Raw genomic sequence first — 18,464 nt, 5'->3', positions numbered from 1 at the left:
TTTCCTGGTTCCGGTTCTGGAAATAAAGGAGCCAGATTTTAAAATATTTAATAAAAATCAAACTTTTTTAAATCTAAATCAAAACCAACCTCGTAGATGATACTAAGAACACAATTCAAATACATATTAATTCAAAAAATCAAAACAATGAACACAAGATCAAAAATCGCAGTACTGGCAATGACCGCTTTATCATTCGCTTTCAGTGGAAAGGTAACTGCACAGACGATGAAAGAAAAAACAGTGATGGTAGGCGGTGCAGCCATGTATCCATCTAAAAATATTATTGAAAATGCAGTTAATTCCAAAGATCATAAGACTTTGGTAGCTGCGGTAAAAGCTGCAGGCCTGGTAGAAACACTTCAGGGAGCAGGGCCTTTCACCGTACTGGCTCCTACAGATGCAGCTTTTGCAAAACTTCCGAAGGGAACAGTTGAAACTCTGGTAAAGCCTGAAAATAAAGAAATGCTTACCAAAATCCTTACCTACCATGTTCTTGAAGGAAAATACAGCGCTAAAGACATCTGGGCTGCTGTAAAAGCAGGAAACGGAAAGAGCTTGATGAAAACGGTAGAAGGGGAGGGACTGACTTTCTGGACCAAAGGAAAAGATCTCTATGTACAGGATGCAAAAGGAAAGAGTGCTAAGGTGACCATAGCTGATGTGAATCAGTCAAACGGGGTGATCCACGTGATAGACACGGTGTTGATGCCGTAATGTTTTAGTTTTTAGACAGCATAATTTATTATGCTGTTTTTTTCTCTTCTGAAAATGATATAACACTTAAAACCTAATATTATGAAAAAAACGATTAATGTTTCTAACCAGGGAGTGACTCTGGATACAAGCAGAAGAAATTTTTTGAAACTGGGCGGTATAGGGCTTGCTATGGCAGGACTTACGCTCATTGGCTGTGATGATGATAATGATTATGGAATGATGGATGACGGTCAGATTTTTGACCTCGGCACCGGAGATGTAGGTGTGCTGAATTACGCCTACGCGCTGGAACAGCTTGAAGCTGACTTTTATACTAAAGTGGTGAATAATTTCTACTCCGGAATTTCAAGTGTTGAAAAAGAACTGTTCACAGATCTTTACCATCATGAAGTTATTCACAGGGACTTTTTTAAAGCGGCCATTAGCGGGGTGACCCAGAAAGTTCTGCCAACGCTTCAGTTCCAGTACACCAATGTGAATTTCAACGACAGAAATTCTGTTCTGGCCACGGCAAAAGCACTGGAAGATACAGGGGTGGCTGCATACAACGGTGCCGGTAAATATATTACCAACCCTGCGTATTTGGTTATTGCAGGAAAGATCGTTTCTGTAGAGGCGAGACATGCTTCCGCGATCAGGAATCTTATTAATCCGGGATCTACGGATTTTTCCGGAGATGATGTGATTGACGCAAACGGACTGGACCTTGCCAAAGAGCCTAAAGATATTGTGATGGCGGCAGGAGGGTTTATAAAAACTCCTTTCACATGGAAAGAAAGAGGAATCAGCTAATTATTCATTTTCAAAATCTACCATTATGAACATTCTTAAATTACTAGATAAGCTTTCTAACGATAAATTTTTTACCACAGAAGCTACAAGATTAGAAACGATCACCAATATGTCAACATTTGGTAAAAAAGCAGCAGCAGCCTCCGTTCCACTTGGATTGGGAGCATTGATGGCCACTCCGGCCAAAGCGGAAACTTTAGATACAACCGCTTCCGTAAGCTTCTTTAAAAATGCTTTGACAGATGCTTTACAACTGGCACTGGTTCTGGAATATCTGGAAAATGAATACTACGCACTAGGTCTGGCGGCTGCCGGATTAATACCCAATTCCGACCGGGCTGTTTTCATGCAGATCTCAAAACATGAATCAGCCCATGTTGGGTTCCTGAAAAGTACCCTGACCTCTTTAGGAGAAACACCGGGAGCAAAACCGGTCTTTGATTTTACTGTCGGAGGAAGTTTTACGCCTTTCACGGATTATAACCAGTTTCTGGTTCTGGCTCAGGCTTTTGAAGACACCGGAGTACGGGCCTACAAAGGTCAGGCTGGAAATGTGATGTCCAATAAAGCGGTACTGCAGGCTGCCCTTCAGATCCATTCTGTGGAAGCCAGACACGCTTCACAGGTAAGAAGGATGAGAGCCAATAAAGGCTGGATAGAACTTGCTGACGGAGGAAATATGCCTGCTGCCACGAATCCTGTGTATGCGGGAGAAGGTAATGTAGATCAGGCAGGATTCAATGCCGGGGCCGCTTTTGGAGCAGCGGCAGGATCTGCGGCTTATGATGAAATTCTAACAGGAAGCGAAGCTCAGGCTATCGCAGGCCTGTTTATTGTCTGAAAAGTGATTTTATTTTTAGGTGTGAATCCTATCCTTAGAAAATGTCTGAGGATAGGATTTTTTTTATCCTATAATGATGTACGGAGAAATAGTACCCAAAAGGGTAATTGATTTGTTTTGTTTTTATGACCAGTTTTACTATAGAAATAATAAGGGTAAAAACTTATGATGAAAACCATGAAACTGCGAGCTACTGGAGGTTCTAATCTTCAGATGAAGTTGAATTTTAATAATCAATAACTGCTAATAAAAACAAAATACCATGAAAGCATTACATTTAAAAAGCTTAAAGATTTTTGTGAGCTTGTTCTTACTTGCTCTGTTTACAGATCTTTATTCACAGCCTCCGGTTCTGGTAGGCAGGATTTATGACCAGGCACATGGGCAGTCCTTTGTTCTGTACAGTGATGGAATGATGATTCAGGATGGAAATCCCATGAACAAAGGAATAGCTTCCCGGGACCCTTCAGGAATAATGTATCTGAGGCTGCCTGCTGCCAATCCGTACCAGAAAGCCTTTTTTCTGGATTATAACAAAAATGTTATTGAGCTTGATTATATGTTGGGAAGCAGAATCATAGGTTTTGCAGATATTCAGATCCCCCCGAACCCGATGATACAATATATTCCACCGGTATACAGTCAAAATGTTGGAATTCAGACAGCAACTGGTTTTCAGCCATTACCCAGCCAGATTGTAGATACTAATAATCCATATGGTGATCTGATGATAACAAATGGACAGACTGCTAAAGGCTGCTACGATCAGTCAATAGGTTTTAACGGTGCATTGGACAGACAGAAATTCGGAGATTGTATGGTTGCGAACATGGCCGGAAAGAAAGAAAATGAAATTTATAACTGTGTTAAAAATGCTTCAACTCCTGAGGAGCAGGCCTTATGCCTGGTAGGAACCATGGGAGGTACGAATGAGAAGCGGATCTCTGCTTCCTTATTGAAATGTTACAAACAGTATGGAAACGATTACAGCAAATATCCCTTATGCTTAGCCGGAGAATCTTCTGATCCCGAACTTCAGAGGCTTCTTTCCTGTGTACAGCAGCAGGGGCAGTATGGGCAGGTAAGCTTTATGAATACAGCGGTATGTTATGGAGCAGGCAAGCTTAATTTGAATACCGAAGCCCAGATCGTTGTGCAGTGTGCCGTAACTTCCGGAGGTCAGCCTTACGTTTTTGCAGGCTGTGCAGGCGGCCAGTTGATGGCAAGAGAGCTTGATAAATGTTTTACCGATGGGGTAGGTGGAGACTCAGGATGCTTTGGTAAAAATAATGATATTGTTAAAGGTTTAAATAAAATAGGTTCAGAGTTACAGAACCAGTTTGGTCCTACCAATGACATTGTCAGAACATGGAATACTACCGTACATGACATTCAATACGGTCCGGGCAAAAATCATGAAGCCGTAAAGATTCTCACAAATGTAGGTAACGAACTGGGAAAAGCGGGAAACAATATCGGGAAAGAGATCAAAAAAGTACTGCCGAGAATCAAATGGTAGAGAGGATAAGCCGGTATTTTCAATAAAAAAGCCCTGAAAGTCTAATTTCAGGGCTTATATATTTTATGTAGCCAGATCATTAAATAGAAATGTTTTACAATGTAGAAGCCCTATACACCAGCTCTGCATCCATTAAAACAGTTCTGTTGGGTGCTGAACTGTCTTTAATCTTCTCCAGCATTAATCCGGCTGCGGCCTCGCCCATGCTTTTTAAAGGCTGCTGAACACTGGTCAGCTGAGGATACACAATACTGGAAAGTTCAGTTCCTGAAAAACTCGCTACAGCAACGTCACCGGGAATTTTAATATTGTTTTCAAGGAGAAAATTCATGGCTCCGATCGCTAAAGTATCGCTGAATGCAAAAATACTGTCAAATTTCACTTCTCTTTCCAGCAATTGCTGTACGGCTTCTTTTCCATGTCCGAAGCTCATTCCTTCCGTAGAAATAATCAGGTTTTCATCAAAAATATTGTATTTGGTCATGATACGTTTGTAGCCATTGGCTCTTTCCACAGCATTGCGGATGGTTTGCGGTCCCATGATGTGGGCAATTCTTTTTCTTCCGGTTTTAATGAGATATTCAACCATTAAGGATGAATTGATGGAGTCGTCCACGATCACTTTGGAAACATCAAGAGATTTACCAGGAATTCTGTCAAAAAATACCAACGGAGTTCCCTGATCCATAATCTGTTGGTACAGATCGTTATTATACGTTTCATGGCATAAATTGATAATGATTCCATCCACATTAAAGTCTTCCAGAAGCTGCAGATTCTTTCTTTCAATCACCGGATTTTCATCAGACTGGGTAATGACCAGCCTGTAACCCAGCGGATAAAGTGCATTCTGAATTCCTTCCAGAACCTTCGCGGAAAACGGAGTGATCATCTCCGGAACCACGATCCCTATTGTTTTGGACTGCCCGGATTTTAAATTCAAAGCCGTAAGGTTAGGTTTATAGCCCAATTGGTCCGCAGCATCCAGTACCCGTTTTCTGGTTTCCAAGTTTACATTTTTATCATTAAGCAGCGCCCGGGAGATGGTAGAGGTAGATAATGACAAAAATTTAGACAGATCTTTTATGGTAATTCGCTTCATCGGACTCTGTTTTTTGATAAAAATAATAAAAAAATAACCAATTGGGAACGTTCCCTGAGTTTCGGGAACGTTCCCAATGAATATTTTTCAAAAAAAACTCATGATGAACTGATTGTTAATATAGTTTTAACACATTGACTAATATATTAATAATCCTTTACCTATGAATACCATTTCTTATCATTATGATGCCAAAAAAATAACTTCTGGAATTCTGCACATCGGCGTGGGAAATTTCCACCGCGCGCATCAGCAGTTTTATACCAATATCCTGTTGGAGTCTGAAGATCAGAGACAATGGGGGATCTGCGGAGTCTGCCTGTTACCATCCGACGAAAAGATAGTGCGCAATTTAAGAGCTCAGAATCTTGAATATTCCCTTACCGTATGCGGAAGAAACGGAACCGATGAGGTACATCAGATAGGATCGCTGCGGGAACTGATCTGGGGCATTGAAGATCCGGAAGCCGTGATCAACAAAATCGCTGATCCTTCCATCAGAATAATCACTCTGACGATTACTGAAGGCGGCTACAATCTGGATAAGGAAACCGGTGAATTTATGACAAAGGATGAAAAAATTCAGCAGGATTTAAAAAACACAGGAATTCCTTCTACAGTCTTTGGATTTGTAGCGGAAGGGCTTCGCCGGAGAAAAGCAAAAAACGGGGAAGGAATAACGATTCTTTCGTGTGACAACCTTCAGCACAACGGAAATACAGCCAAAAGAGCCTTTACCACATTCATCGAAGCTCAGGATAAAGACCTGGCCGTATGGGTAAAAGATCATGTTACCTTTCCCAACAGTATGGTAGACCGCATTACGCCTGCCGTATCTCCGGAAGATGTGGAAAGACTGAACCGTAAAAGCGGAATGACAGATCTGGCTCCTGTTTACTGTGAAGATTTTGCCCAATGGGTGATCGAGGACCATTTTGCAGCAGGAAGGCCCGCCTGGGAAAGAGCCGGGGTGGAATTTACCGATGATGTCACCGCTTTTGAAAATATGAAACTGAGCCTGCTCAACGCATCCCATACATTATTGTCTTATCCATCTTTTCTGATGGGTTACAGAAGGGTAGACGAAGCCATGGAAGATCAGAATGTCGTGAAATTCGTGCGTAATTTTATGGATACGGATATTACGCCTCTTGTCCCCGCTCCCGCCAATACCGATCTTGAAGAATATAAAAAAACACTGATCGAAAGGTTTGCGAATCACAGCGTAAGTGACCAGGTAAGCAGACTGTGTTTCGACGGAATTTCAAAATTTCCGGTGTATATCATTCCCAATCTGATTACGATGATCAAAGCCGGCATGGATGTCACCCGTGTGACGTTTCTGATGGCTTCCTACAAACATTATCTCAAATACAAAACCGATGACCGCGGACAGTCTTATGAAACCGCTGAACCGTGGCTGACTGCAGAAGATCAGAAGCTGATTGATGCTGAAGATCCTGCTGCGTTTTTAGATCTGTCTGCTTTTAAGGGAGCGGATGTAAAAGGTTCTGTAAAATTTGTGGAACTGTACAGGGATTTTGCAGAAAAAATTAAGAACCAGGGCGCCGGTCCGGTTTTAAAATCAATTATAAAATAACGCACCATGATTATAAACTCTGATATCCAGCCTTCAGGATCAAAGGCCAGTAACCCGATCCTGCCGTTTGTTATTATAACATTCATCTACTTCATTGTGGGCTTTCTGACCACCGTGAACGAACAGCTTCAGGCTCCTTTGAAATTTACCTTTCTCAGCCAGGCCGGAGGGCTTAAAAATACGTTCACCACGCTGATCTCCTTTTTCTTTTTTCTGGGGTATCTGCTGAACGGAACTTTGGGCAGTAAATGGGTCAACGCTTTCGGGTACAAAAACACGATCCTCCGCGGGCTGTTCTTTATGATCTCCGGACTGTTTATGTATCTGTGCTCATCGTGGTTCGGGTATAAGTATCCGGATCTGAAATTCAATATCAAAGATGCGGTGATCCCTTTTGGTTTTGTGATTTTTGTGATCGGATCTTATTTAATGGGAACTGCGGCAGCGGTCATTCAGGTAGTTGTGAATCCTTATGCGGCCTCTTATGAATTAAAAGGAACCCAGCCTGTACAGCGTTTAAATATTTTAACAGCGATCAATTCCATCGGAACGACTTCTGCGCCGTTTTTTGTTACGGTTGTGATGTTCAGCGGGATTTCTATTGAAAATATTGAGATCAGACAGCTGTTGCTGCCACTTTCGATCCTTATCCTGTGCATCCTGATTATTATTGTGATCACCAAAAGGCTTCATCTTCCCGACATAGCCCATACACGTGCTGTAGCAGGCGAAAAACTGGAAAGAAGCATCTGGTCTTTCAGGCATTTTGTACTCGGGGTTATTGCTATTTTCTTTTATGTAGGAACAGAAGTGGCGATCGGTGCGAATATCAATCTGTATGCTTTTGAACTGATGGATTCCGGACATCCGATCACTTTCTTTGGGAAGACTGATATTATCATCGGAGGAATGGATCTGGGAATTCATGCTTTATTATCCACACTGTACTGGGGAGGATTCCTGGTAGGCCGTGCGGTGTCCAGTTTTTTGAGCAGTATTTCCGCGAGAACACAGCTGGCAGTAACTACGGTTTTAGCAACGATACTTGCCCTGGTTTCAATGATCACTCAGAATTTATGGTTCCTGGTGGCCATCGGGCTTCTGCATTCTTCCATGTGGAGCTGCATTTATTCCCTGTCTATAAAAGGTTTGAATAAATATACTTCCAAAGCGTCCGGAATTTTTATCTCTGCGGTATTTGGCGGTGCTGTTTTTACCCTTGTGCAGGGAGGTTTGGCGGATATTCTCGGATCATGGCGATGGACGTGGTCCCTTACCGTAATCTGTGAATTATTAATGCTGGCTTATGCACTGTTCGGATCCCGTATCCGCGAGAAAGACCTTTTAACCTGATCATATTTCCATTAAAAAACACAATATGCTTAAATATAATCTATTCATCTTTTTCTCGCTGATCATTGGGAGTGTATCGGTGGGCGCACAGGAGCTGCATTCTGCCCTGCAGCTTAGAAACAGTCATCTTTGGAGAGGGCTTGAAGTGTCTGCAGGGTTCATCTACACGGGAGATGTACATCTGGATTTTAAAAATTTCTACGGAGGTTTCTGGGCGGGTGGTAATTTCGATGGTTCTTATAAGGAATTTAACCACTACATCGGGTATAAGAACAAACATCTGGTCCTTGAATTGTGGGATATTTATAATTTCTCTCCGGGTGCAACGTATAATAATAAGGAATATTTTAATTATTCTGCCCGTGAAACCGGACGTTTCTGGGATTTCAGGTCCTATTACACCATGAGTGAGCAGTTTCCGCTGATTCTCAGCTGGAATACAGTGGTTTTCGGAAGGGACAGGAACAGCATCAATACGGAAAATAAATATTCCACTTTTGTTTCGGGAGAATATCCTGTGTATAAAAAAGAAAGCCTTGAAGTTCGGGGAAGGTTAGGCTACAGTTTTGCCCTGAATAACAGCAACGGAGAAAAGAACAACTTCTTTGCAAAAGACGCAGGGTTCAATGAAATAAGTCTTATTCTTTCGAAAAGCTTTACCATTGAAGGCTACAAAATCCCTGTCGGAATATGGGCGATGTGGAATCCGGTTAATAACAATGCGTTTCTTCAGTTCTCCGTTCAGGCGTATTCATTTTAAAAATAAAAACCGGGCAGAAGTTTTTCTGTCTTATTTAAACCTATAGAATTTTTAGTAATTTACTGGTATGATAAAACAATACCTATCTATTTGAACATATAATTTAACGGATCATGGAAGATAAAAAATATAAAGCAGTCTGCTTTGGGGAAGTCCTTTGGGATATATTTCCTGGAGAGCAGAGAAGGATTGGGGGCGCGCCGTTTAATGTCGCGTATCATCTTTTTAAAATGGGTCTTGATGTAGAGATGATCAGCAGCGTTGGGGATGACGATCTTGGCCGTGAATTGCTGAATAAAATTAAAAACTGGCAGATCTCTACAGATCATATTCAGATCACTGAGGAGTATCCTACAAGCACAGTAATTGCGTCTGTGGACGAAAACAATGATGCCCATTATGAAATTGTAGAAAATGTAGCCTGGGATTTTATTGAAACTACCCAGGAAAATCAAAAGGTACTCAGTACAGCTGATGCTTTGATCTTCGGAACACTGGCTGCACGGAATGAGAAGTCGAAAAATACGTTGTTTCAACTGCTTGAAATAAGCTCGTACAATGTTTTTGACATCAATTTAAGGGAACCGTATTATGATATCAGAATTATTAATGAACTGCTGCACAAAACCCAGCTGGCCAAATTCAATAAAGCGGAACTCCGCATGGTCCTTGACTTTTTAAAGAAGGAATACAAGGATGAAAAAGACAGCATCAGATTCCTGCAGGATAAATTTAACATCCGCGAGATCATCGTTTCAAAAGGAAGTAAAGGCGCTCTGTATGCTCATGAAGACCATTTTTATCTGTATCCGACCATTCCCGTTGAGGTTAAAGACACTGTTGGCAGTGGCGATTCATTTTTAGCCGGATTTTTATCCAAAAGGTTACAAAAAGAATCTTCCGCTCATGAAATTATGGCTCAGGCTGTATCATTGGGAGCTTTCATTACCTCGCAGGAAGGCGCGTGTCCGGAGTATACGCTGGAGGAATTTCTTGGTTTTAAGGGGAGGAATGAGCTGGAGGCTCTGAGTTTTTAAGGGAATAATAAGTGAAAAATAAAAACCTCTGAAATCTTTTGATTTTCAGAGGTTTTTTTATAGTATTGATGATCTGATGTGCTGAAAATTTGCCCTTTTTGACAATGTTTAACAACAAAATTTAATGATTTTTGTTTGTCTGAAAACAGGAAATTTTACCCAAGTTTTAAATTTCAATACCAAGCAAAAATGGCTGTTGATTGGAATAAAATTATTGAAAAATGAGGGAAATCTATTATTTTTTCGAGTGTTTAAACTCAGTAAATTTGCTGAATAATTAAATACAAAAACACAATGAAAAAAATGATTAGATTAGGAATTCTTCTTATTTCCTCAATTTCATATTCGCAGGTTGGGATTGGCACACAGTATCCTAATAGTACGCTGGCTGTAAATGGATCATATGCAGGGAGCTATAAGTCGGTAGCAGTGGATGCTGACTTAACCATTGCTGATCAATTTGTAAATGTAGTAGGAGCCTCATCTGGTGTTACCATTACTCTTCCTGATGCTGTTGTAGCAGATGTAGTGAAAAATTCGTTTTATGGTAGAGTATATCATATTAAGAATACGTCTTCTTTTGATGTCACTATCAAAGGGAAGGGTACACAGCTGCTTCAAACTGGTCCCGTTTCCATCGCCAATACTATTATTATTAAATCGGGACAATCGGTAATGGTCGTTAAAAATTCAAATAATGGGACAACAACTCCTTTATGGGATATTTTTCAACAGACTACGGTCTCTAATGATAATACTATTCCGGTAGGTGCCATTAAATCGTTTAGGGCGGTTGTGCCAATTAATATTTTTACAGCTAATGGAGGAACAAGAAATATAATGACCGGGAGAGCAGTAAGCAATACGACTACTACCGATAGACGGTCTGCCTATGAGCTTTCCAATGTTACTGATCAGGCAAAATTTATTGTGATTAACGGGTTAAGAATGGATTTTTTGGAAGCTACATCATCAGGAAATGTAAGCCCTAAATTTTGTAATGTTACCTCTGCTCCAATTACATATGGTGTTTCTTCTCTTTCAACAAACGATCGATATATGAATGGAGCTAATACCACTATTGCCGGGCCTGGTTTTTATTACAGTTATAAAATTGATGGAGATGATACTTTCGGAACAGATAGCATAGATCTATCAGAGTATGTGAATACCATGATCACCTTTCCTAATGGAGAGTGGTACAATTGTACATGGCATGCGACAAGAGATACTGTCAACTACTATTTTTACTTTACTGCTCAACGCTTAAATTGATTGCCAAGACCTAATTTAAAAAACACATAATACAAATATAAAAATCACAAGTGATGAAAAACAATAAGTTACTTTTAATCCCCATGCTGATATGGGGCGGATTTCAGGCACAAATAGGGATAAATCATTCGAATCCAAAATCTACTCTTGATATTGTAGGAGGAACGAATGTTAATAATCCGGATGGAATTTTGATTCCCAGATACACAGCCCCAGACCTTGGTAAAAAAGATAATGCATATGGGGCTGATCAAAATGGAACCCTGATATTTGTAACTGAAGGAATTGGGAACAGTCTCAAAACCATTAATGTTAAAGCTACAGGTTTTTATTATTATGATGCACCTAATTCTATATGGAAACCTATAAAAGGTGAAAGTAATGGAGGATCTATTTTACCGGGAGAAACGATCTATTATACAGAAATCTTCCATTTAAATGGTTCAAGCAACCAGGATTTGAGTAATCAGCCATTAGTAAAACCTCTTCCAATTTTAGATGGATTGATGATAGATATTAATTCCTACACTGGCACTTATGCCTATCATCCTAAATTTTACAACACTACGGCAAATTCCATAACTATCAGTTATACAATGGGCTATAATAACGCTTCTTATAGCCATGGCTACCTTTCTATACCAGCGTCTGGGCAATGGTTTCCATTTGGTAATTCTAGTAGCCCTAATTCATCGACAGGAACTATGCCGTCCTGGGGAAGCACCTACGCCACTAATGCTATGGTCACTCTTATGATTAAGGAGAAAGCATATAGGATTGAATGGTTCTGTTATGACATCCAGGGAGTACCGAGTAATACACAGCGCAAGGTTAATATATTTATAACAAGATTAGGGTAAAAATCTAATTGAAATCACCATGAAGACTTTTAAAGTTTATAACAATAAAACAAAAGAAAATGAAAAAAATATTTTTAATTTTTGGTGTTGTTACTGCTTTGGCATCTTGTAAAACAACAACTCATGTAAAGACTTCTAATAAAGTAAGAGTTCAGCCTGATCTTGATAATACAGCATGGAGCTTGATAGGTGACGGGCAGAGGAGAATACCAACCTTACACATTAAAGGCAAAAAAATAAATGGGAATACAGGCTGCAATAATTATTTTGGTACTATTACAACAGAGGCTTCGTCCGGGGCTTTTTCAGTAGGGAAGATTGGTTCCACAAAAATGGCTTGTCCCAACCCAGACGCAGAGCAGAATTTCCTGAGTCTGCTTCAAAAGACTAATAAGTATGTAATCAATGGTGATAATTTGGAGTTGTACCAGGCTGAAACTTTACTGTTGAAATTTCATGTAGCTGAATCCTCTCATATTGTAAAATAGGACAGATTGGTAATGATTAAAAACACCTGCTTCGTTTACGCAAGCAGGTGTTTTTATATTTAAACGAAGAGAAAAATTCAATTACAAATTTTTTCCGGCTGATGACGAGAGCGCTTTTATATTAAGTTGTGAATCATAACAAATGCAACGAGCTCAGATGATGTTTTTGTATTGGTTTTTTTTCGGAGATTTTGTTTGTGATTTTCCACTGTATAGTACGAAATAGAAAGTTTCAGTGCAATTTGAGGAGTATTATAGCCTGAGCAAATGAGTTCCAGGATTTGCTTTTCCCTTTTACTTATTTTTGGGACATCAATCTCAATGTTTTTAATCTCTCTTTCAATATATTTATAATACTGTGTTTCTTTACTATCGTCAATTACGGAAAATAATGGAAGATTAGGAATCTTAAAATGGGAAATGTCATAAATCACAACTAAAGAGGCTTCTATTTCATTTTTATCATTAATATATTGGCCTATTGATTTAATCATTACCAAACGATATTCATTATTCCGATCCCTCATTCTTCCATAAAAATTAAATTTTAATGTCCCTCTTTTGGAATCAGGTAAACTTAAACGTGTTTTCTCCGCAAACTGAAAAGCAGCATTTAAATATTCTCTGTCTTCAGGATGATATAGCTCCATGTAGAAATGATTTTCGAAGCTTTGAATCCAGTCATCTTTTTTAGTAGGAGTAAACTGTTCAATATTCTCACTTACCATTTCAATTTTCCATTCCGATCGGTTAAGGAGAATCCAAAAATAAGTACTGATGGCATGGTCTGCGATACTGTTTATTTTTTCTTCAAAAAAACTATAATATTTTATTTGTGTATTATTCCTATGATCAAGCGAACTGAGCAGTTCATCAGTGCTGATAGGATGAATTTTTTTCATATAAGTTGTTTTTTATAAAATTAAGGACAATAAAGTTAGTGAAATAATGAAGGAGAAGGGAAATAAGGGTGGTTTTTAGATTAATTTAATCTTTAAAGTAATACTCTGTAAATGGGGATGTCACTAAGGTTAATAAAACATTCTTCGAATCAAAGCATGAATCATAGAATAGGAAAATGAAGTTACTTATTGTTTCTTAAGAGGAGTGGGTAAATATTTTTCAATCACTTTTCCTCAATTCCAAAAAAAATAAAAACGGTCAATTTACTTTCCATTTCTTCCATTCAGCTGGTCTGCTGCCACCCATATTTTATAGTGTTATTTTCATCAAAAAAAACAAAAAAATAAGCGATTAAATTATAATGCGACAAGTTATGACGCTGTGTGCCAGTACCTTTGTATCAGAGATAAGATAAAGAATCCCGGGAAATTAATTGTCTTACTAAAATTTTTAACCTTAAAATAACTCTTTTAAATTATGTGTAAAAAACAACTCACCATCGTTTTTCTTTTTTTATTTTTCATTTCCTACGCGCAGAATGAATTTGTTACGCTCTGGAAACCCAATGCAAATGGTATTATTGACCATTCCATAACTTTCGGCGGCACAGGAACCGATTACACCATTTATTGGGAAGAAGTAGGATATCCTGAGCATAACGGACTCATGAGTTCTGTAACCTCTAACAGCAACAATCCTATAACCATAAATTTCGGACCATCATTACATACAGATCCCCTGCAGGCAACCTACGAAGTGAAAGCATCCGGCGGTAACGGGCTATTTTATGGGTTCAGGGCCAATACCGGCATTATGCCTCCCGGTGGAAATCAGGAGCTCATAGAAGTGAGCCAGTGGGGAAATACTACATGGCTTCAGCAATTCGACAGCGCATTCGCCAACTGTCCCAATCTTAACGTAACGGCTGCAGACGGTCCTGATCTGACCCAGATTACCAGTTTATCACAAATGTTTCTTAACTGTTCATCTTTGACAGGTCACACTTCATTTTCTTACTGGAATCCATACAATGTTAAGGACATGAGCGGTATGTTCAGCGGAGCCACTCTGTTTAATCAGAATATTGGAAACTGGTATACAGGAAAAGTAACAAATTTTAGCAGCATGTTTTCTTTTGCCTCTTCTTTCAATCAGGATATTTCTGGCTGGAACACGATATCCGGAACCGATTTCTCTTCCATGTTTTCGGATGCCACAGCTTTCAACCAGCCATTAAATTCATGGAATACTGAAAATGCTGTTGATTTCCGCTATACATTCTATAATGCAGCAGCATTTAATCAGCCTCTTAATAACTGGAATACAGGTAACGCAAAAGATTTTGAGCATATGTTTGAAAATGCAGTATCATTCAATCAGCCCATCGGAAACTGGGATGTAAGTAAGGTTGATTATTTTGCCGGATTTAATATGTTTGCGGGTGCTTTACATTTTGACCAGGATATTTCTTCGTGGAATATCAAGCTTCAGAACTTCACATGGAATTCAATCTATTTTGGCTTTAAAAATGCCGGCTTATCATGTACGAATTACAGTAATTTTCTCATTGCTCTGAATAATAATCCCACATGGACGAACTCAACAATAACGTCCGGAACGATAGATGCAACAGGACTTATTTATTCTACACCGCAAGCCATGCTGGCCAGAGCCCAACTGATCAACAAAGGGTTTAATATTATTGGAGATTCCTATATTTCCGGTTGTTTTCTGTCCACAAGAGAAGTTTCAGCAAAAACAAAAACTTCGGCTTATCCTAATCCCACGACAGGAGTGATCAATGTGGAATCCTCAGCGGACGAAAATGTTCATTTATATGACATCAACGGTAAACTCATTAAAAATATGATATTCAGAAAAGGGAAAAATACGATTGATCTTACTGAATATCCATCAGGGAACTATTTCTTAAAAGGAAACACTGTCTTCACTAAAATAATCAAGGAATAGCAGATCAGCTGAAAGGTTACCTATTTAAATTCAGCTCCAGAGTCATTGTACTTTGGAGCTTTTTTAAGTTTTATAAACGAAAAAGATCCAGGTTGGGTTGTTGTAAAAGAAATGGTTATCCTTTTAACCACCCACAAAAATAAAAACCTCCGAAAATCAAAAGATTTCAGAGGTTTTTTGTACCCAAGACCGGGATCGAACCGGTACTCCTAAGAACTGGTGTTTGAGACCAGCGCGTCTACCAATTCCGCCACTTGGGCATGTGTTAAATTGGTGTGCAAATATAGAAACTTTTTTTAATGTTCAAAAGCTTTTTGGAGGAAAAATTTTAAAATTCTATTTCCAGTCCGTCGTAGGCCAGATGCATTCCTTCCGGAAGCTCCTTATCTTCAATATCATGCAGTCCCAGATGGTGGCTGATGTGGGTTAAAAATAATTTTTTAGGCTGAAGCTCCTTAAACAGGGCAATGACGTCCGGAAGGACAAAATGGGCAGGATGCGGATCAAATTTCCTGATGCAGTTTAAGATCAGCACATCCAGATTCTTCAGTTTTTCTTTTTCTGTATCTGAAATGAAATTGGCATCCGTGATATACGCCAGGTTTTTAAATTTATAGCCGAAGACCGTAATTTTATAGTGAATAACTTCAATGGGAGTAATTTCCGTGTCTAATACATGGAAAGGTTTGTTCTCAATTTCATGAAGATCAAAAGCCGGAGCGCCGGGATATCTTATATCCGTGAAAGCGTAAGGGAAACGTTTTTTGATCTCGTGACCCACTCTTTCGTAACAGTAAATGGGCATGTCTTTCCCGCTTTTAAAGATCAGCGGTCGCATATCATCGAGGCCTATTACGTGGTCATTGTGTTCGTGGGTAAGAAGGGCAATATCTACGTTGTGCTCGTGGTTCAGAAGCATCTGTTCCCTGAAATCCGGTCCGCAGTCGATCAGTATTTTCCGGCTTTCCTCTGTAGTAATCATTACGGAGGATCGGAAACGTTTGTCTTTGGGATTTTCGGAGGTACACACTTCGCAGGTACAGCCTATAACGGGTACACCCTGGGAAGTACCGGTTCCTAAAAATTTCAACTTCATTTTCTTTTGAGGTTGGTTTAATTTTGGTAAATTTACGAAAAATTTTACGTCCTAATGTATCAGAAACTAACTCCTAAACAAAAAGCATTAACAATTAATCTAGATCCTACTATTTATGGTACTTTCGCAGAAATTGGAGCAGGGCAGGAGACTGTTCGTCACTTTTTTAGAGCAGGAGGGGCTTCCGGTACAATTGCTAAGGCGATGTCTGCTTACGACAAAGATTTTAGTGATGCCATCTACGGAAAAGAAGCAAAAAACAGGTATGTCACCCAAAACAGGCTTCGAAAAATGCTCCGCTATGAAGTAGCATTGATTGAAGAAAGAATTTCAAGGGAAAATAATCCGAATAGAAAATTTTTCTCTTATGCCAATACGGTAACGACCATTAATTTCGACAAAACGCTCAAAGGCCACGGCTGGGTAGGAATCCGTTTCCAGACCAAAGAAAACGAAAATTACAACGAAATTGTAATTCACGTAAAATTCAAGGAAAATGATGCTACCTTACAGCAGGAAACTTTAGGAAACCTTGGGGTAAACCTGATCTTCGGAGCTTTCCACTACTACGACAATCCCAGAACTTTAATCGAATCCTTATACGACGATATTGCAAAAGACGGTCTGGAGATCGATATGATCGATTTCAGCGGTCCCGCTTTTGATTACGTTGATAACCGTTTAATGTCTCTGCAGCTTGTAAAACATGGCATGACAGATGCTGTGATCTTCAATTCTCAGGGCAGCAATATGCTTCCCGCAGATGTTTTGTACAAGAAGAATATATTTGCGGTAAGAGGAAGTTTCAGACCTGTAACGAAGGTGAATATCGACATGCTTAAAAACGGTCTTGAGATGTTCCAGAAAGATGCGACCTGTACCCATGAAGAGACCGAAGTTCTGATTGAGATCACGATTTCAAACCTTAGGGCAGACGGAGATATCGATGAAAGAGACTTTATGGACAGGGTAGATATTCTTGGGAAATTAGGCTATACCGTTATTATTTCAAACTTCTCGGAATACTACAGACTGATTGATTATTTTGCCTCCTATACTTCCGGAGATATTGGTGTGGCCATGGGAGTGAATAACCTTTTGATGGTTTTCGACGAGAAGTATTACAAAGACCTTTCAGGAGGAATTCTGGAAGCCTTCGGAAAATTCTTCAGAAACGGAATGAGAGTATATCTTTATCCTTACAAAGACCCTGAAACCCACGAATTACTGGATTCCGAAAATCTTAAAGTAGAAGAAAATTTAAAAGAGCTTTATAAATATTTCAAACATAACAACCGTATTGTAGATATTACGAACCACAATCCGGAGTTTTTGGAAATTTATTCAAGAGAGATACTAAGAAAAATTGCTTGCTGCATCAAAGGCTGGGAAAACCAGGTTCCTGAAGGTGTTGCAGAAATGATAAAAGAACGTGGAATGTTTGGGTACAAAGAAGAACTTTCTCTCAAACAATTCTCTTAAAAAAATAAAACAAAATGTCAGAATTAAAGAAAAGACTTTCTTCCATTCTTGAAAGTCCAAAACATAATACAGAAGAAAAACTTCAGAAGGTGTGCCACCTGTTGGACCAGGAAATTTCCTATTTCAACTGGACAGGATTCTACTTTAAGAACGGAGATAAGGATGAGTTGAAATTAGGTCCATATGTTGGAGCCCCTACTGATCACACGATTATCCCCTACGGAAAAGGAATCTGCGGGCAGGTTGCGGTTTCCAATGAGACCTTCGTAGTTCCGGATGTACATCAGGAAAGCAATTATTTAAGTTGCTCTATTGACACAAAGGCTGAAATCGTAGTTCCGATCTTCAGAGACGGTCAAAATATCGGCCAGATCGATATTGATTCCCATACGGTTGATCCATTTACAGCTGAAGACCGTGAACTTCTGGAATGGCTTTGTAATGAAGTATCCAAAGTTTTGTAATTGAAATTTCAATTTGAAATATAAAATAGGAGCCCTGATCTAAAGTCGGGGCTTTTTTTGTATTTGAACCGGTGGCTGAGGGCCTCGAAGCGGGCGGTTGTGGTGGCTTCGAGGTCCTCAGCCACCAATCGGTTGGTTTAAGCGATATTAGTTAGGAGATGATATTCTTCAATGAAGATTGTTAATCCTGGAAATCGAAAA

The 18,464-nt window shown here is 39.4% G+C and carries 17 protein-coding genes and 1 tRNA gene; 14 read left to right on the top strand and 4 right to left on the bottom strand.

From position 1 onward, the window contains the following. Window positions 1-147: 147 nt before the first annotated feature. From JET18_RS19090 to JET18_RS19075, 4 genes are all read left to right on the top strand, one after another. The gene (locus JET18_RS19090) at window positions 148-717 is read left to right on the top strand and encodes a fasciclin domain-containing protein (protein ID WP_202093775.1); all 570 of its coding nucleotides are present in this window, start codon (window positions 148-150) and stop codon (window positions 715-717) included. An 81-nt stretch (window positions 718-798) separates the two neighbouring features. Continuing rightward, the gene (locus JET18_RS19085; RefSeq protein WP_202093773.1) at window positions 799-1,512 is read left to right on the top strand and encodes a ferritin-like domain-containing protein; all 714 of its coding nucleotides are present in this window, start codon (window positions 799-801) and stop codon (window positions 1,510-1,512) included. 25 nt (window positions 1,513-1,537) lie between these two features. After that, complete coding sequence (locus JET18_RS19080) at window positions 1,538-2,353, top strand: ferritin-like domain-containing protein (protein WP_202093771.1); 816 nt, start codon at window positions 1,538-1,540, stop codon at window positions 2,351-2,353. A 262-nt stretch (window positions 2,354-2,615) separates the two neighbouring features. Then, entirely contained in the window at window positions 2,616-3,872 is a 1,257-nt protein-coding gene (locus JET18_RS19075; protein WP_202093769.1) for a hypothetical protein, read from the top strand. A 94-nt stretch (window positions 3,873-3,966) separates the two neighbouring features. Here the strand turns inward: JET18_RS19075 and JET18_RS19070 are convergent, their stop codons facing one another. Continuing rightward, window positions 3,967-4,974, bottom strand: coding sequence for a LacI family DNA-binding transcriptional regulator (locus JET18_RS19070; protein ID WP_202093767.1), 1,008 nt, complete (start codon window positions 4,972-4,974; stop codon window positions 3,967-3,969). 163 nt (window positions 4,975-5,137) lie between these two features. Between JET18_RS19070 and JET18_RS19065 the strand changes: the two genes are divergently transcribed. The 7 genes from JET18_RS19065 (at window position 5,138) to JET18_RS19035 (ending at window position 12,347) form a co-directional block, all read left to right on the top strand. Next, window positions 5,138-6,574 (top strand): mannitol dehydrogenase family protein, encoded by a 1,437-nt coding sequence (locus JET18_RS19065; protein ID WP_202093766.1) that lies wholly within the window; start codon window positions 5,138-5,140, stop codon window positions 6,572-6,574. A gap of 6 nt (window positions 6,575-6,580) precedes the next feature. Further along, a complete protein-coding gene (locus tag JET18_RS19060) occupies window positions 6,581-7,927 on the top strand; it encodes an MFS transporter (RefSeq protein WP_202093764.1) in 1,347 nt (448 codons plus the stop codon). Window positions 7,928-7,952: 25 nt separating this feature from the next. Next, entirely contained in the window at window positions 7,953-8,687 is a 735-nt protein-coding gene (locus JET18_RS19055; RefSeq protein ID WP_202093762.1) for a hypothetical protein, read from the top strand. Window positions 8,688-8,800: 113 nt separating this feature from the next. Then, complete coding sequence (locus JET18_RS19050; protein ID WP_202093760.1) at window positions 8,801-9,724, top strand: carbohydrate kinase family protein; 924 nt, start codon at window positions 8,801-8,803, stop codon at window positions 9,722-9,724. 294 nt (window positions 9,725-10,018) lie between these two features. Beyond that, window positions 10,019-10,999: a hypothetical protein gene (locus JET18_RS19045; RefSeq protein WP_202093758.1), complete on the top strand. Its 981-nt coding sequence runs from the start codon at window positions 10,019-10,021 to the stop codon at window positions 10,997-10,999. Between the two features lie 53 nt (window positions 11,000-11,052). Next, complete coding sequence (locus tag JET18_RS19040) at window positions 11,053-11,859, top strand: hypothetical protein (RefSeq protein WP_202093756.1); 807 nt, start codon at window positions 11,053-11,055, stop codon at window positions 11,857-11,859. Window positions 11,860-11,918: 59 nt separating this feature from the next. After that, complete coding sequence (locus JET18_RS19035) at window positions 11,919-12,347, top strand: META domain-containing protein (protein WP_202093755.1); 429 nt, start codon at window positions 11,919-11,921, stop codon at window positions 12,345-12,347. Between the two features lie 116 nt (window positions 12,348-12,463). Here JET18_RS19035 and JET18_RS19030 read toward each other — a convergent pair whose 3' ends face one another. Next, entirely contained in the window at window positions 12,464-13,249 is a 786-nt protein-coding gene (locus tag JET18_RS19030; RefSeq protein ID WP_202093753.1) for a LuxR C-terminal-related transcriptional regulator, read from the bottom strand. Window positions 13,250-13,727: 478 nt separating this feature from the next. Here JET18_RS19030 and JET18_RS19025 point away from each other — a divergent pair, with 478 nt between their 5' ends. Beyond that, the gene (locus tag JET18_RS19025; RefSeq protein ID WP_202093751.1) at window positions 13,728-15,221 is read left to right on the top strand and encodes a BspA family leucine-rich repeat surface protein; all 1,494 of its coding nucleotides are present in this window, start codon (window positions 13,728-13,730) and stop codon (window positions 15,219-15,221) included. Between the two features lie 180 nt (window positions 15,222-15,401). On the opposite strand, the gene JET18_RS19020 is transcribed toward JET18_RS19025, so the two are convergent. Next, window positions 15,402-15,481, bottom strand: a tRNA-Leu gene (locus JET18_RS19020). A 68-nt stretch (window positions 15,482-15,549) separates the two neighbouring features. Further along, window positions 15,550-16,317, bottom strand: a complete 768-nt coding sequence (locus JET18_RS19015; RefSeq protein ID WP_202093749.1) for an MBL fold metallo-hydrolase — start codon at window positions 16,315-16,317, stop codon at window positions 15,550-15,552. A 54-nt stretch (window positions 16,318-16,371) separates the two neighbouring features. Between JET18_RS19015 and JET18_RS19010 the strand changes: the two genes are divergently transcribed. Both JET18_RS19010 and JET18_RS19005 read left to right on the top strand, forming a co-directional pair. Continuing rightward, complete coding sequence (locus JET18_RS19010) at window positions 16,372-17,799, top strand: TonB-dependent receptor (RefSeq protein ID WP_202093746.1); 1,428 nt, start codon at window positions 16,372-16,374, stop codon at window positions 17,797-17,799. A 14-nt stretch (window positions 17,800-17,813) separates the two neighbouring features. After that, window positions 17,814-18,263, top strand: a complete 450-nt coding sequence (locus JET18_RS19005) for a GAF domain-containing protein (protein ID WP_202093744.1) — start codon at window positions 17,814-17,816, stop codon at window positions 18,261-18,263. Window positions 18,264-18,464: the final 201 nt, after the last annotated feature.

Origin of the sequence: Chryseobacterium endalhagicum (assembly GCF_016745235.1) — a bacterium.
Lineage (GTDB): Bacteria > Bacteroidota > Bacteroidia > Flavobacteriales > Weeksellaceae > Chryseobacterium > Chryseobacterium endalhagicum.
Note: the sequence above shows the minus strand (reverse complement) of the source record. Positions and strands in the feature narration are given on the sequence as shown.